The organism is Streptomyces sp. NBC_00513 (genome assembly GCF_041431415.1).
GTDB lineage: Bacteria > Actinomycetota > Actinomycetes > Streptomycetales > Streptomycetaceae > Streptomyces.
The window spans coordinates 6597784-6612046 of record NZ_CP107845.1 but is presented as its reverse complement, the minus strand read 5'-3'; the positions used below and the strand labels follow the sequence as shown (position 1 = coordinate 6612046).

Below are 14263 nucleotides of genomic sequence, written 5' to 3'. Positions count from 1 at the left end.
GCGTACGAGAACCTCCCCCGCGCGGTGGCCGGCCTTCGTGCGATCAACCGGGATCGGGCTTGACCGGTGAACCCGCGGCAACGTAACTTCGACCGCACCCGCTCACGAGCCACTGGAAGGAGGCGAAGTCGGATGTCGACCATCTCCGCAATGCTTCGCCTCGCCCACCAGATCGCCTGGGCTCCGGGTCGCGTGGCACACGGCTGCTGAACAGCCCTTCCTTGCCGACGTGCCCGATCGCGGCCCCGGTACCTTCTCCTGCCCTTCACCCTTCACGGCACCTCGCTGCGTGCCGATGCGTCGCGCTCGGGTTCATCGGGCCGCGCCACTGAACGAGAAAGCACCCCACATGGCGACCAGGACCATCAGATCGACCGTGCGCCGGAACGAGGACGTGCCATGGTAGCGGCGCGCATCACCGTCAACGGAAAAGAAGCGACGATCGCACCGTGCGCGCCCCACACCACGGTGCTGGACTTTCTGCGCGAACGCGGCCTCACCGGTACCAAGGAGGGCTGCGCCGAGGGCGAATGCGGCGCCTGTTCGGTCCTCGTGGCACGGCCCGGGGTGAACATGCCGACGGACTGGGTGGCGGTCAACGCCTGCCTGGTCCCGGTCGCCGCGCTCGACGGCCAGGAGGTCGTCACCTCCGAAGGTCTCGCCACCGCCGGCGCACCCGGCACACCGGCCGCGTTGCACCCAGTACAGGAGGAGATGGCCGTCCGCGGCGGCTCCCAATGCGGGTACTGCACGCCGGGGTTCATCTGCAGCATGGCCTCCGAGTACTACCGGCCCGACCGCTGCGCGCACGCGGACTCGGACTCGGCCGACGCCACGGACCCCGAGCACGGTCCGAACGGCTTCGATCTGCACGCGCTGAGCGGGAACCTGTGCCGCTGCACCGGCTACCGGCCCATCCGCGATGCCGCGTTCGCCGTCGGATCGCCCACCGAGGACGACGTGTTGGCGCGGCGTCGCGAGCAGTCCCCGCCCGCACCGGTCGCCACCGCGTACTCGCGGGACGACAGTGTGTTCCTGCGGCCGGGCACCCTGGCCGAAGCGCTGCGACTGCTGCGCGAGCGGCCCGAGGCCGTGGTCGTCGCAGGCAGCACCGACTGGGGCGTCGAGGTCAACATCCGCTCGCGGCGGGCGAATTGCGTGGTGGCCGTCGACCGGCTGCCCGAACTACGGTCCCTGCGCGTCGAATCCGATCACGTCGAGATCGGGGCGGCGCAGACGCTGACGGAGATCGAACGCCGCCTCGACGGCAGCGTCCCGCTGTTGGCGGAGCTGTTCCCGCAGTTCGCGTCCCGGCTCATTCGCAACAGCGCGACCCTCGGCGGCAACCTGGGTACCGGGTCCCCCATCGGTGACAGCCCGCCCGTCCTGCTCGCGCTGGAGGCATCGCTGGTGCTCGCCGGCGCCGACGGTGAGCGCGAGGTGCCCCTCGCCGACTACTTCACCGGCTACCGGCGGAGCGTGCGCCGCCCCGACGAACTGATCCGCGCGGTGCGCATCCCGCTGCCGCTGTCACGGGTCACGGCATTCCACAAGATCGCCAAGCGGCGCTTCGACGACATCTCCAGCGTGGCGGTCGCCTTCGCGCTCGACATCGAGGGCGGGATCGTCCGCAAGGCGCGCATCGGCCTGGGTGGCGTGGCCGCCACCCCGATCCGCGCGTTGGCCACCGAGGCGGCCCTGGAGGGCAGGCCGTGGGTGGCGGAGACCGTCGAGGCCGCGTCCCGGGTGCTGCGCGCCCAGGGCACCCCGATGGACGATCATCGCGCCAGCGCGGGCTACCGCTCCGCGATGCTCGGCCAGAGCCTGTTGAAGCTGTACGCGCGAACCACCGAGGCGGTGTCGTCATGAGCCAGTTGTCCGAGCGTCCCGAGAAGCCCGTCGTCGGCGTTTCCATGCCGCACGAGAGCGCCAACCTGCACGTCACGGGTGCCGCGCTCTACACCGACGACCTGATCCACCGCACCAAGGACGTCCTGCACGCCCACCCCGTCCAGGTCATGAAGGCCCACGGCAGGATCATCGCGCTGCGCACCGAGCCCGCGCTCGCCGTGCCCGGTGTGGTCCGCGTGCTGACCGTCGCCGACGTGCCCGGCGTCAACGATGCCGGGATGAAGCACGACGAGCCGCTCTTTCCCGACGAGGTCATGTTCCACGGCCACGCGGTCGCCTGGGTGCTCGGTGAGACCCTGGAGGCGGCCCGGCTCGGTGCGGCGGCCGTCGAGGTGGAACTCGACGAGAAGCCCTCCGTGATCTCGCTGCGGGACGCGATCGAGGCCGGCAGTTTCCACGGCGCCCGGCCCGTGATGCTGACCGGGGACGTCGACGCGGGATTCGCCGACTCCGCCCACGTGTTCACCGGGGAGTTCGGGTTCTCCGATCAGGAGCACTTCTATCTGGAGACGCACGCGGCGCTGGCCCATGTCGACGAGAACGGACAGATGTTCGTCCAGAGCAGCACCCAACACCCCTCGGAGACGCAGGAGATCGTCGCGCACGTGCTCGGCCTGCACAGCCACGAGGTGACCGTGCAGTGCCTGCGGATGGGTGGCGGCTTCGGCGGCAAGGAGATGCAGCCGCACGGGTTCGCGGCGGTCGCCGCGCTCGGCGCCCTGCTGACCGGTCGCCCGGTGCGGGTGCGGCTCAACCGGACCCAGGACCTGACCATGTCCGGCAAGCGCCACGGGTTCCACGCCGAGTGGAAGATCGGCTTCGATGCCGAGGGCCGCATCCAGGCCCTGGACGCCACCCTGACGGCGGACGGCGGCTGGAGCCTGGACCTGTCCGAGCCGGTCGTGGCCCGCGCCCTGTGCCACATCGACAACACCTACTGGATTCCCCACGCACGCGTCGCCGGTCGCATCGCCAAGACCAACAAGGTCTCGAACACCGCCTTCCGCGGGTTCGGCGGACCGCAGGGCATGCTGGTGATCGAGGACATCATGGGCCGGTGCGCGCCGCTGCTCGGCCTGGATCCCATGGAGTTGCGCGAACGCAACTTCTACCGGCAGGGCCATGCGACGCCGTACGGGCAGCCCGTCCCCCACCCCGAACGCATCTCGATCGTCTGGCAGCAGGTCAAGGCCGACGCGGAGATCGCCGATCGCCGGCGCGAGATCGAGGCCTTCAACGCCGCGCACCCGCACACCAAGCGGGCCCTCGCGCTCACCGGGATCAAGTTCGGGATCTCGTTCAACCTCACGGCCTTCAACCAGGCCGGCGCCCTGGTACTGGTCTACAAGGACGGCTCGGTCCTGATCAACCACGGCGGTACCGAGATGGGGCAGGGCCTGCACACCAAGATGTTGCAGGTCGCCGCGACCACGCTGGGCATTCCCCTGCACAAGGTCCGGCTGGCCCCCACGCGCACCGACAAGGTGCCCAACACCTCCGCCACGGCCGCCAGCGCGGGGGCGGACCTCAACGGTGCGGCGGTGAAGAACGCCTGCGAGCAGATCCGCGAGCGGCTGCTCCAGGTCGCCGGCACCCGGCTGGGGGCGAACGCCTCGGACGTGCGCATCGTCGAGGGCGTCGCGCGCGCCCTCGGCAGCGACGAGGAGGTGGCCTGGGACGATCTGGTGCGCACCGCCTACTTCCAGCGGGTGCAGTTGTCGGCGGCCGGTTTCTACCGGACCGAGGGGCTGCACTGGGACGCGAAGGCGTTCCAGGGCTCGCCGTTCAAGTACTTCTCCTACGGCGCCGCCGCGGCCGAGGTGGAGGTGGACGGGTTCACGGGCGGGTACCGGATCCGGCGCGTGGACATCGTGCACGATGTCGGAGACAGCCTCTCCCCGATGATCGACATCGGTCAGGTCGAGGGCGGTTTCGTGCAGGGCGCGGGCTGGCTGACGCTTGAGGACATGCGGTGGGACACGGGTGACGGGCCGAACCGCGGCCGGCTGCTGACCCAGGCGGCGAGCACGTACAAGCTGCCGAGCTTCTCGGAGATGCCCGAGGAGTTCAACGTCAGACTGCTGGAGAACGCCACCGAGGAGGGCGCGGTCTACGGGTCCAAGGCGGTGGGTGAGCCCCCGCTGATGCTGGCCTTCTCGGTACGGGAGGCGTTGCGGCAGGCCGCGGCGGCGTTCGGGCCCGCCGGAGTCGGTGTGGAGCTCGCCTCGCCCGCGACACCCGAGGCGGTGTACTGGGCGATCGAGTCGGCCCGCGGGGGCGGCGCGGGGCAGGACGCCCGGCCGGCCGTCGCCGGCGAGGTCCCCGCCGACGCGAGCGCTTTGCGCCATGCCTGACATGAGCTGGGTGGCCGCGGTCGCACGGTTGCGGGCACGCCGGGAACCCGGCGTGCTCGTGACCGTCGCGACCGTGCGCGGCCACGCGCCCCGCCGGGCCGGCGCCAAACTCGTCGTGGGCCGGACCGAGACGTGGGGTTCGATCGGGGGCGGCAACATCGAGGCCGTCGCCATCGACCGGGCGCGCGAGCTGAACGGCACGGCCGATCCCGAGCCCGAGCTGATGGAATTCGCGCTGAACGACAAGGTCACCGGCCCGCACGGCGTGCAGTGCTGCGGCGGAGCCGTCACCGTACTGCTCGAACCACTGCCGGTGGTCCAGGCGGTGGCGGTCTTCGGTGTCGGGCACGTCGGCCTGGAGCTGGCCCGCATCCTGGCCCGCCAGAACCTCGATCTGTACCTGATCGACACCCGGCCCGACATGCTCACCGACGAACGGCTCGGCGTGCTCGCGGACGCGATGGCGCGGATCCACGTGCGTCACGCACCGCTCCTTCCGGAGGAGGTGCTCGCGGAGCTGCCGGCCGGCACCCACGTCCTGATCATGACCCACGATCACGCCGAGGACGCCGCGCTGTGCGACGCCGCCCTGCGCACCGGGGGTCTCGGCTCGATCGGCCTGATCGGCTCGTCCGCCAAATGGGCGCGGTTCCGGCAGCGCCTGGCCGACGAGGGCGGCCACGAAGCCGCCGGCATCGACCGGATCAAGACCCCGATCGGGATCACCGGGATCACCGGCAAGGAGCCCGCGACGATCGCGGTGAGCGTCGCGGCGGACCTGCTCCGTGCCTTCGAACAGGACCGCGAACGGGACCGCGGGCAAACCCGGGAACAGGGCCGTGATCAGGACCGCGGGCAGGCGGCGCCGTACGTGATCGCCGGCAGCGCCTGAGGGGGCCCGTCATCGCAGCTGGCGGCGGACCAGGTCGTGGAAGAGGCCGGTCGTGTCGGCGAGCAGTTCGGCGGGCGGGCCCTGCTGGACGATGCGGCCGTCCGCCATGGCGATCACCCGGTCGGCTCCCATGATCGTGGAGAGTCGGTGGGCGATCACGACGCGGGTGGCGCGCAGGGCGCGGGTGGACTCGACGACCACGCGCTGGGCCTCGTTGTCCAGCGCGCTGGTGGCCTCGTCGAAGAACAGGACGCGCGGCTTGCGGATGAGGGCCTGGGCGATCATCAGTCGTTGGCGCTGGCCTCCCGAGACGGTGCCGCCACCGTCGGACAGCATGGTGTGCATGCCCATCGGCATGGCCTTGACGTCCTCGGCCAGGCCCGCCATGGCGGCGGCCTCCCACGCCTCTTCGAGGGAGAACGTCCCGGCGCCGCGGATGCAGTCGAGGATCGACCCGGTGAAGGGCTGGGCGTTCTGCAACACGACGCCGCACTGTCGGCGTACGGCCGCCTGGTCGAGCGCCGCCAGGTCCTGGCCGTCGTACATGACGCTGCCGGAGTCGGGTTTGTCGAAGCCGATGAGCAGCCGCAGCAGTGTCGACTTTCCGCAGCCGCTGGCTCCGACGATCGCGACGAACTCTCCCTGTCCGATGCTGAAGTTGACGTTCTCCAGGACGAGCGGGCCGTCGTCGGCGTAGCGGTACGACAGGTCCTTGGCCTCGATGGCGCCGGTCAGCTCACCCGGTCGGGTACTGGATCGGACCGCCTCGGGGGTCTCCCGCAGGAGCGGCTTGACCTGCTCGAACATCGGCAGCACGGCAGCGGCCGAGATGAGCGCACCGGTCAGCTGCGTCACCGAGGACAGCAGCATCGTCAGCGCGGTGCTGAAGGTGAGGAACTCGCCGGCCGACATGGCACCGCGGGCCGGTCCGGCCAGCAACATGAACATCACCAGCGTGCACAGCGGCAGGTAGACGGCGCCCAGGACCGTGATGACGTTCTGTATCCGGCCGATGCGCTGCTGGAGGTCGCGGGTTCGGGCGAACTCCCGCGCCCAGGCGGCGTACGCGAAGCTCTCGGCCGCGGCGACGCGGAGCTTGGGCAGGCCGCGCAGGGTCTGGAAGGCCTGGTTGTTGAGCCGGTATCCGAGGGCGATCAGCCGGCGCTGGTAGCGCAACTGCCACAGCCCCAGGCCCAGGAAGACCACCGCGACGACGACCAGCATGGCGAGCGCCACCATCGCCAGCGGCACGCTGTAGACGAGCAGCAGGACGAGGTTCATCGCGCCGACGGCGCCCGCCTGTACACAGACCGGCCCGATGCCGGACAGCACGCGGCGGATGGCGCTGATGCCCATCGCCGCTCCGGCGAGTTCGCCCGTGGAGCGGCCGGCGAAGAACTTCGTCGGCAGTCGCAGCAGCCGGTCCCACACCGCCGGCTGCAAGGTGGCCTCGACGCGGCCCTCCATGCGCAGGAGGGAGGTGTTCTGCAGCAGCATGAAGGCGGCCGAGACGATGCCGGTCGCGATCAGCGCCAGCCCCGTCTGCACGATGAGGCCGTTCTCGCCCTGTGGGACGTAGCGGCCGAGGACCCGGCCGGTGGCGATCGGCACCAGTGCGCCCAGGGCCACCGCGACCAGCCCGCCCAGCATCAGGCTGCGCAGCTCCGGGAGGGTGCCGCGCACGCTGAACCGGAGCAGTGCCGGCAGGCCCACCCGCCCGTCGGGCAGCGGGCGGTACAGCATGACGGCGCGCGGCTCGAAGACGGCCTCGTTCGTCCTGCCGACGCGCTCGCGCGTACCGGTGGCGGGGTCGACGGCCTCGTAGCCGCCGCGCCGCCACAGCAGGGCGACCGGCGTTCCGTCCTTCTCCCGCCGGCCCACCAGCGGCCCGGTGTTCTCCCGCCACCAGCGCCCGCCGAGCCGGACCACACGGGTACGGATCCGGGAGGCGAGCGCGATGCTCTCGACGGGATCCACCTGCCCGGCGGTGCCGGCGGCCTCGCCCGGTTCGGAGAGGGTGATGCGGGCCGCGTCGGCGACCAGCCCGCACACGGCGAACGTGGCGTCGACGCCCGCGCTCCGGTGGGAATCCCGGCCGGAGCGGACGATGGACGCCAGCAGGGTCCGGTCCGCGTGGGTACGGGCTGCCCGGCCCGCCTCGATTCCGGCCGCCGTACGGTCCTCGTGCGCGCGCTCCAGCTCTTCGAGCCGGTCGTCCAGGGCGTACAGCAGCCGGTGCTGCTGGTCGACCATGCCCTGCCACATCGCCGCGTCGACGAGGAGGGTGCCCACCGCCTCCGTCTCGTACACGGCCCCGTACTGGACGCTGCCCGGGGCGATCTGCATCCAGAGGATGTCGTCGTCGGCCCCGCCGTGTTCGGCGGGGACGCCGCCGTCCAACGGCGGCTGGTAGAGCACGCGCAGGCCGCGGCCGATGCCGCGCGCGAAGGCGTCTTCCAGGGGGCTCGGTCGCCCTGCGGCGGGCATGCCGTACTGCCCTTGATCGGCGTGCCACGGTCCGCCGTGGAACCCCGCCCCCGGGAACTGGTCGCCGTACTCGGGTCGGTACAGCTCCCGCAGCTCGATGCGGCGCAGCCGACACCCTTGCAGGGGCCGGCCGACCAGGGTGTGGTCGGGGCCCTCGGCCGGGCCCAGCAGCAGCGTGCCCGGCTCCAGCCGGCCCAGGAAGTGCCAGTGTCCGGCCTGCGAGGCGTCGACGGCGAACAGGTCCAACGCGCCCCGCACGACCAGCCACAGGACGAGCGGGCCCTCCAGGGACAGGCTGCGCAGGCCCGTGCAGTCGACCGCCGAGCCCAGGGCGCCCAGTGCCGCGACGACCGGGTCCGGGGGCCCGCCCGGTCGATCGGCGGTGACGGGGGTCGTGGCGGCGTCCGTGGCGGTGGTGTGGTGGGCGTGCGTCACCTCAGTGCTCCTTGACCAGTTCGGCGTACGGGCCCCGCGCGGCGACCAGGTGCTCGTGCCGGCCGCGTTCCACGATCGCGCCCCGGTCGAGCACGACGATCTCGTCGCTGTCGCGGACCGTGCTCAGCCGGTGGGCGATGACCACACAGGCGCAGCCGCGTCGGCGCAGGTTGTCGATGATGACCTGCTCGGTCACCGCGTCCAGGGCGCTGGTCACCTCGTCGAGCACCATCACGCTGGGGCGGCGCACCAGCGCCCGGGCGATCTCCAGGCGCTGCCGCTGACCGCCGGAGAAGTTGCGACCGTCCTGCTCGACGCGGCTGTGGATGCCGCCGGGGCGGCGGGCGACCACGTCGTGCACGGCGGCGTCCTGAAGGGCCGCGACGACGGCCTCGTCCGGGATGGAGGGGTCCCACAGCGTGACGTTGTCGCGGACGGTGCCCTCGAAGAGGAAGACGTCCTGGTCGACGAAGGAGACGGAGGCGGCCAGCGCGCCGCGCGGAATGTCCTCCAGCCGCATGCCGTCGATGCGGATGGCCCCCTCCCAGGGGGTGTGGAGGCCGGAGAGCAGCCGGGAGACGGTGGACTTGCCGCTGCCGGATCCGCCGACGAGCGCGACCTGTTGCCCGGGGCCGACGGAGAGCGAGAAGTCCGTGAGCAGCGGGGCGTCCAGTGGGCTGTAGCCGAAGGTGACGTGCTCCAGCTCCACGTGGCCCTTGAGGCGTCGGGTGCCGGCGGCGGGCTCGCGCCGCGAGTGGACCGGGTCGACGGGAAAGTTCTCGACGTCCTTGAGACGGGCGACGTCGGCCGCGAAGTCCTGGATCCTTCCCGCGACGCCGCCCAGCCGGGAGATCGGCGCGGTGAAGCTGGTCACCAGGGCCTGGAAGGCGACGAGGAGACCCACGGTGAGATGCCCCTCCACCGCCCGCAGGCCGCCGATCATCAGGATCAGCGCGCTGTTGAACGCGGCCAGCGTGGGGGCGACGATCGCGAGCCACGCGCTGGGCACGCCGAGCCGCTGCTGCACGTCGAGGGTGACGGCGTGCTGTCCGGCCCAGCGCCGGAAGAAGCCGTTCTCGCCGCCCGTGGCCTTCATGGTCTCGATGAGTTGGAGACCGCTGTACGAGGTGTTGGTCAGCCGGGCGCTCTCCGCGCGCAGCTTCTGGGTGTCGGTGGCCCTCAGCCGGATCACGATCCGCAGGGCCACCACGTTGAGCAGCGCCACGGCCACGCCGACGAGGGTGAGCTGCGGATCGTACGTCCACAGCAGCACCGCGTAGATCACGACCACCACGGCGTCCACGCCCGCGGCGGCCAGGTCCCTGGCGAGGGTCTCGGCGACCGTGTCGTTGGATTGCAGGCGCTGGACCAGGTCCGCCGGGTTGCGCTGGGAGTAGAAGGTGACCGGAAGCCTCAGGAGGTGCCGGAAGAAGCGGGCACCGCCCAGGGTGGAGGAGATGATGCGCCCGCGCAGCAGATTGGCCTGTTGCAGCGCGGTGAGTGTCGCGGTGAGTACGAGGGCGACCGCCATCGAGGCGAACAGCACTCCCAGCAGGGAGGTCTGCTCCCCGATCAGGAACATGTCGATGTACGTGCGGCTCAGCGCCGGCACCGAGGCACCGACGGCCACCAGGAGGAGGCTGGAGAGCACGGCGGCGGCCATGGTTCCCGAAGTGCCCCGCAGGCGGGCCGGCATGGCGCCCAGGACTCCCGGCTTGCGGCCGCCGCGGCGGAAGCCGTCGCCGGGTTCGAAGGTGAGCACGACGCCGGTGAAGCTGGTGTCGAACTCGTCCAGGGGGACGAACCGGCGTCCCTTGCCCGGGTCGTTGACGTACACGCCCTTGCGGCCGAGCCGGCGGCTCATGCCGTCGTAGACGACGTAGTGGTTGAACTCCCAGAAGAGGATGGCCGGGCCGCTCACCTCGGCGAGCGCGGCCAGGCCCATCTGCATGCCCTTGGCCGTCAGCCCGTAACCGCGTGCGGCCTTGAGGAGGTTGCCGGCGCGGGAGCCGTCGCGGGAGACGCCGCACGCGATGCGCAGTTCCTCCAGGGGGACGAAACGGCCGTGGTGCCCGAGCACCATGGCCAGCGCGGCGGCGCCGCACTCCACCGCCTCCATCTGCAGCACGGTGGGGGTGCGTACCGGGCGGGGTGTCCTGCCCTTGGGGGCGGGTGCGGGTTTGCGGCGGGTGCCGCCCTTGGACTCGGGGCGGTGCCGTCGGTGTCCGGACGAAGGGAGTCGCGGCGGTGTGCCGGTCCGGGGCGCGGTCACGGCAGCAGCCAGTCGACGGGGCGTTGCACGGCGAGGTGGACGGCGCCGCTGACCGGTGTCCTCGACGGGACCTCGTCCGGGGGGCCGTCGCCGGAGGACCAGCGGTAGCCGGTCCCGGTCGAGGTGGAGGGGTCCAGTTGTACGAGTACCGCGACCGGGTTGCCGTCGCGGGTGAACTGTTCGGCCAGCCCGCCGTCGCCCAGGAAGCCGCCGATCTGCGCCGTGGTCTGCGGCGTGCGGCCGACCGCCTTGACGCGGCCGCGCAGCGTGCCGAACCGCTCCTTCGGGACGGACTGGACGGTCAGGTCCACGGTCGCGCCGACCGGGATCGTCGAGGCGCCGGCGCCGGGCACGTACAGCACGGCCACCAGCGGGTCCTGCGGGTCCTTCACGCGTTCCACGGTCGCCACGTCCGCACCGGTGGAGACGACCGAGCCCACCTTGGCCACGAGTGTCGCCAGCCGGCCGCCGGTCACCACGCGCACGGGGCGGTCCCCTTGCGCCGTACGGACGTTGAGCAGGGGCGCGCCGGCGGTCAGCAGCCGGCCCTCCTCGGCGAGGACCGCGGTGACCTGTCCCGCGACCGGGGTCTGCAGTACGTAGCTGCCTTCGGCGTGGGTGAGGATGCCGGGCGCGCTCAGCTTGGAGGACACGGTGCCGGTGAAGGCCCAGAAACTCGCGGCGGCCATGACGATGACCGTGACGACCAGGACGAGCCGGCCCTGCGGGCGCGCGAAGCGTACGGGCAAGTCGAGTTCTTCGGGCGATTGCAGCTTGGAAAGAGCCTTTTGGCGAAACTGCACGGACTATTCCTTCGACTGCATTCGTATCGGCCGGGCGTATCGGTCGTACGGACTTGCACGGGCATACGGACTTGCACGGACATGCGGTCTCGCACGGACCTGCGGGCAGCCAGGAACCCCGGAGCCGTGGGGGACGCTCCGGGGTTCATGGGGATATCCCGATCAGAGACCGGCGATACCGGTGTTCACCGAAACGCCGGTGACGCCCGTGACGACGCCGGGAACCTGCGACACGATGCCCGTGGCGGCCTGGACGGTGTTCAGGGAGCCCAGGACGTTGCTGACATCGCTGGTCACGGCGCCCACGAGGCCACCGGACACGCCGATGATGCCACCGGAGACGGCGTCCAGCTCGGTGTCGGCGATCTCGCGGGTCTCGATGTCGTTACGCATGACGCGCACCTTTCATTGGGGGGAGGAATTCATTCATGCGGCGGCGGGGCGGCCCGAAAACGGGCCACCCATTTCGACTGCCGCAATGCGCAAGATGTAAGCACGCGAACGGGCCGGCGGACCAATCCCGTTGACGCCCCATCACGGCTGGACGGGCGTCCCCGACGACTGAAGTGCAGCTTGATTCACCGAATGGTGACGGCTTCTCCACAAGATCGAGTAACAGATGTGGAGCCTCCCTTCCTTACACGGAACCAACTGACTCGAAACCGCCACAACCGGACGGAACATTCCGGTCATATCGCCGGTGAGGGAGGTGAGTTGTCGCAGTCGCGGACACGATGTGCAGGTTTCCGTAAGGCGCGTGGGGTGACGGGGCCGTCACACCTGGTGTGCGTACGGGAGGAACCGGGCCCCTCCGCGCCGGCCCCGAGCCGGTGCCCGATGGCGTACCGGCCCGGCGCAGGACGGACTCGGGCGCGGGGGTGCACCGCGGTGTACAGCGGACGCACTGCGGTGGGCCGGGTTCGCGCGGCCGGCGCGGCGCTCCTGCGCGTACCCGCCCGGTACGCGGATCCGGGCAGGGGTGGCGACGCTTCGACACGACGAGCGCCGACGCCTCGACACGCGTCGAGGCGTCCGAGGGTGGTGCGGCGTCCGGGGTGCGGGAGTCGTCCGACCTCGGTCGGGCGGGCTCAGCCGGCTCCGAGAACCTTGTCGATGTATCCCGCGAGCGAGGACCGCAGACCCTCCGCGTCCACCCCCCGTTCGTCGATCAGGTGGGCCACGAGGTCGGCGCGGATGGCGGCCAGCAGTGCGTGGGCGGTGAAATCCGCGTCGTCGACGCCGGGCACCTCATCGAGCGCCGTGCGAAGGACCTCGTGCCACCAGCCGTAGTGCTCGGCCTGGTAGGGGCTGCTGAGCCCGGCGTCCTCCGCGGCCGTCATCAGGTTCCGGTTCTCGATCTTGAAGCGCAGCGAGGCGTCGAGAAGGTCCGCCACCCGCTGTCGCGGTGAGGACCCCGGCGCGCCCTGCGCCTCCCGCACGGCGCGCCGGAGGGGTTCGAGGCGGGAGGCGATCACCGCGCCGATCAGGCCCGCGCGGTCGCCGAAGCGGCGGAAGAGGGTGCCCTTGCCGACGCCCGCGGCCGCGGCGATGTCGTCCATCGACACGCTCTGCGGGCTGCCGCTGGCGGCGAAGAGGGCGTCCGCTGCCGCCAGGACGGCTTCTCGGTTGCGCAGGGCGTCCGCGCGTTCCGTGCGCTGGGCCACGGATCCTCCTTGGTCTTCGGCCCGTCACCGACGGCCCGCCCGCCCGGGATGCGGCGGGCCGGTTCGTGACGTCGTCGAGCCAGTCGACGATACGCGTTCCCGCGCACCGGCGCCGATCCCGCCGGGGCGGCACGGTGGCGACTCCCCCGTCAGGCGATCTCCCTCTCGACGAAGGCGCGGAAGGTGCCCGGAGGACGACCGGTGAGGCGTTCGACGGTGTCCGTGGTGCGGTCCTCCGCGCCGTCGGCGATGGCGCGGTCCATGGCGGCCAGCATGGAGGCGAACTCCAGCGGGATCTCGGCCGCCCAGCGGTCGCGCAGTTGCTCGAAGGTCAGGTGCCGGTGCACGACGGTGCGGCCGGTGGACTCGGTGAGGATCGCGGCGACGTCGTCGTGGCTGAACGTCTGCGGTCCGGTCAGGATCAGGTCGGTGTCGGGGGACTTCTCGTCGACCAGGGCCCTCACGGCGACGGCGGCGATGTCCTGCGCGTCGACGAAACCGATGCGGCCGTCGCCCGAGGCCGTCAGGATGACGCCTCCCTCACGGATGCTGCGGGCGTGCGGGGTGGATCCGGTGAAGTTCTGCATGAACCAGGAGGGCCGCAGTACCGCCCACTCGTCGAACAGGCCGGGCAGCGCCTGGTGGACCTGGCCCACCGCGGGGCCGCCCGCCGGGATCGCCGACGCCCCGAGCAGCACCGCGCGTCGCACGCCGGCCGCTCCGGCCTCGTGGAGGAAGGGCAGCATGACCGCGGCCGGGTCGGAGGAGCCGACGGGCGGGACGAGGTAGGCGCGGTCGACCCCGCGCAGGGCCTCGCCCCAGGTCGCGGGCTCGTTCCAGTCGAAGCGGACCGCCTGCGCGCCGCCCACCGGGGCGGCGGTGCGTCCGGCCGCCTTGACGTGGTGGCCTTCGGCGAGGAGACCGGCGGTGACCCGGCGGCCGGTGGTGCCGGTGGCGCCGATGACCAGGGTGGCGTTGGGGTCGCTCATCGCCCGGCGCCCGTGAAGTCGACGCCGGGCTCCTGCACGGCGAGGGGGTTCCAGTAGTCGCGGTAGGAGGTCATGAGACCGTCCCTGACCGTGACGACGGCGATGTACGTCATGTCGAAGGGGCCTCCTGTCTTCACCAGGCGCCCCACGCCGCGCATCTCGACCACGATCGTCTCGGGGACGGTGGTCCGGTGGACCGTCACCTCGGGGAAGTCGTGGAGGTCGATGTGGTCCGGGTAGTGACGCATGTGGTCCGCGATGGCCCGGCGCCCTTCCAGCCGCGCGGGCCAACCCGGAGGCGCGAAGGGGAACTCCATGATCCCGTCCTCGTCCCAGAGGTCCATCCATGCGGGGACGTCCTTCTCCAGCAGCAACCGCAGACCGTGACGGTAGAGCTCCTCAGGAGCCGTGGGGATGATCATGTTCGAGGTTTCCGTTCCGCTCGAAACGGACCGG

At 71.6% G+C, this 14263-nt stretch carries 10 protein-coding genes; 3 read left to right on the top strand and 7 right to left on the bottom strand.

Translation table 11 applies throughout. The annotated features are described in order from the left end of the window. The first annotated feature begins 399 nt into the window (after positions 1–399). From OHA84_RS30100 to xdhC, 3 genes are read left to right on the top strand one after another with little or no spacing between them, the layout of a single operon-like run. Positions 400–1869 carry a xanthine dehydrogenase small subunit gene (locus OHA84_RS30100; protein WP_266952288.1) on the top strand — a complete coding sequence of 490 codons (1470 nt, stop codon included), beginning with the start codon at positions 400–402 and terminating at the stop codon, positions 1867–1869. After that, positions 1866–4265 (top strand): xanthine dehydrogenase molybdopterin binding subunit, encoded by a 2400-nt coding sequence (gene xdhB / locus OHA84_RS30095; protein ID WP_266968838.1) that lies wholly within the window; start codon positions 1866–1868, stop codon positions 4263–4265. Before OHA84_RS30100 ends, xdhB begins: the two co-directional genes overlap by 4 nt. A 1-nt stretch (position 4266) precedes the next feature. Further along, positions 4267–5157 carry a xanthine dehydrogenase accessory protein XdhC gene (xdhC, locus tag OHA84_RS30090; protein ID WP_266952577.1) on the top strand — a complete coding sequence of 297 codons (891 nt, stop codon included), beginning with the start codon at positions 4267–4269 and terminating at the stop codon, positions 5155–5157. A 9-nt stretch (positions 5158–5166) separates the two neighbouring features. On the opposite strand, the gene OHA84_RS30085 is transcribed toward xdhC, so the two are convergent. From OHA84_RS30085 to OHA84_RS30055, 7 genes are all read right to left on the bottom strand, one after another. Beyond that, positions 5167–7983, bottom strand: a complete 2817-nt coding sequence (locus tag OHA84_RS30085; RefSeq protein WP_266973893.1) for an NHLP bacteriocin export ABC transporter permease/ATPase subunit — start codon at positions 7981–7983, stop codon at positions 5167–5169. A gap of 97 nt (positions 7984–8080) precedes the next feature. After that, positions 8081–10351, bottom strand: coding sequence for an NHLP family bacteriocin export ABC transporter peptidase/permease/ATPase subunit (locus OHA84_RS30080; RefSeq protein ID WP_078999135.1), 2271 nt, complete (start codon positions 10349–10351; stop codon positions 8081–8083). Then, a complete protein-coding gene (locus OHA84_RS30075) occupies positions 10348–11154 on the bottom strand; it encodes an HlyD family efflux transporter periplasmic adaptor subunit (RefSeq protein WP_266968841.1) in 807 nt (268 codons plus the stop codon). Before OHA84_RS30075 ends, OHA84_RS30080 begins: the two co-directional genes overlap by 4 nt. A gap of 162 nt (positions 11155–11316) precedes the next feature. Beyond that, positions 11317–11547 (bottom strand): hypothetical protein, encoded by a 231-nt coding sequence (locus OHA84_RS30070; RefSeq protein ID WP_053680387.1) that lies wholly within the window; start codon positions 11545–11547, stop codon positions 11317–11319. Positions 11548–12242: 695 nt separating this feature from the next. Then, positions 12243–12818, bottom strand: coding sequence for a TetR/AcrR family transcriptional regulator (locus OHA84_RS30065; protein ID WP_053680385.1), 576 nt, complete (start codon positions 12816–12818; stop codon positions 12243–12245). A 149-nt stretch (positions 12819–12967) separates the two neighbouring features. Further along, the gene (locus tag OHA84_RS30060) at positions 12968–13807 is read right to left on the bottom strand and encodes an NAD(P)H-binding protein (RefSeq protein ID WP_266968844.1); all 840 of its coding nucleotides are present in this window, start codon (positions 13805–13807) and stop codon (positions 12968–12970) included. Continuing rightward, positions 13804–14229, bottom strand: coding sequence for a nuclear transport factor 2 family protein (locus OHA84_RS30055; RefSeq protein ID WP_266952275.1), 426 nt, complete (start codon positions 14227–14229; stop codon positions 13804–13806). Before OHA84_RS30055 ends, OHA84_RS30060 begins: the two co-directional genes overlap by 4 nt. Between the last annotated feature and the right edge of the window lie 34 nt (positions 14230–14263).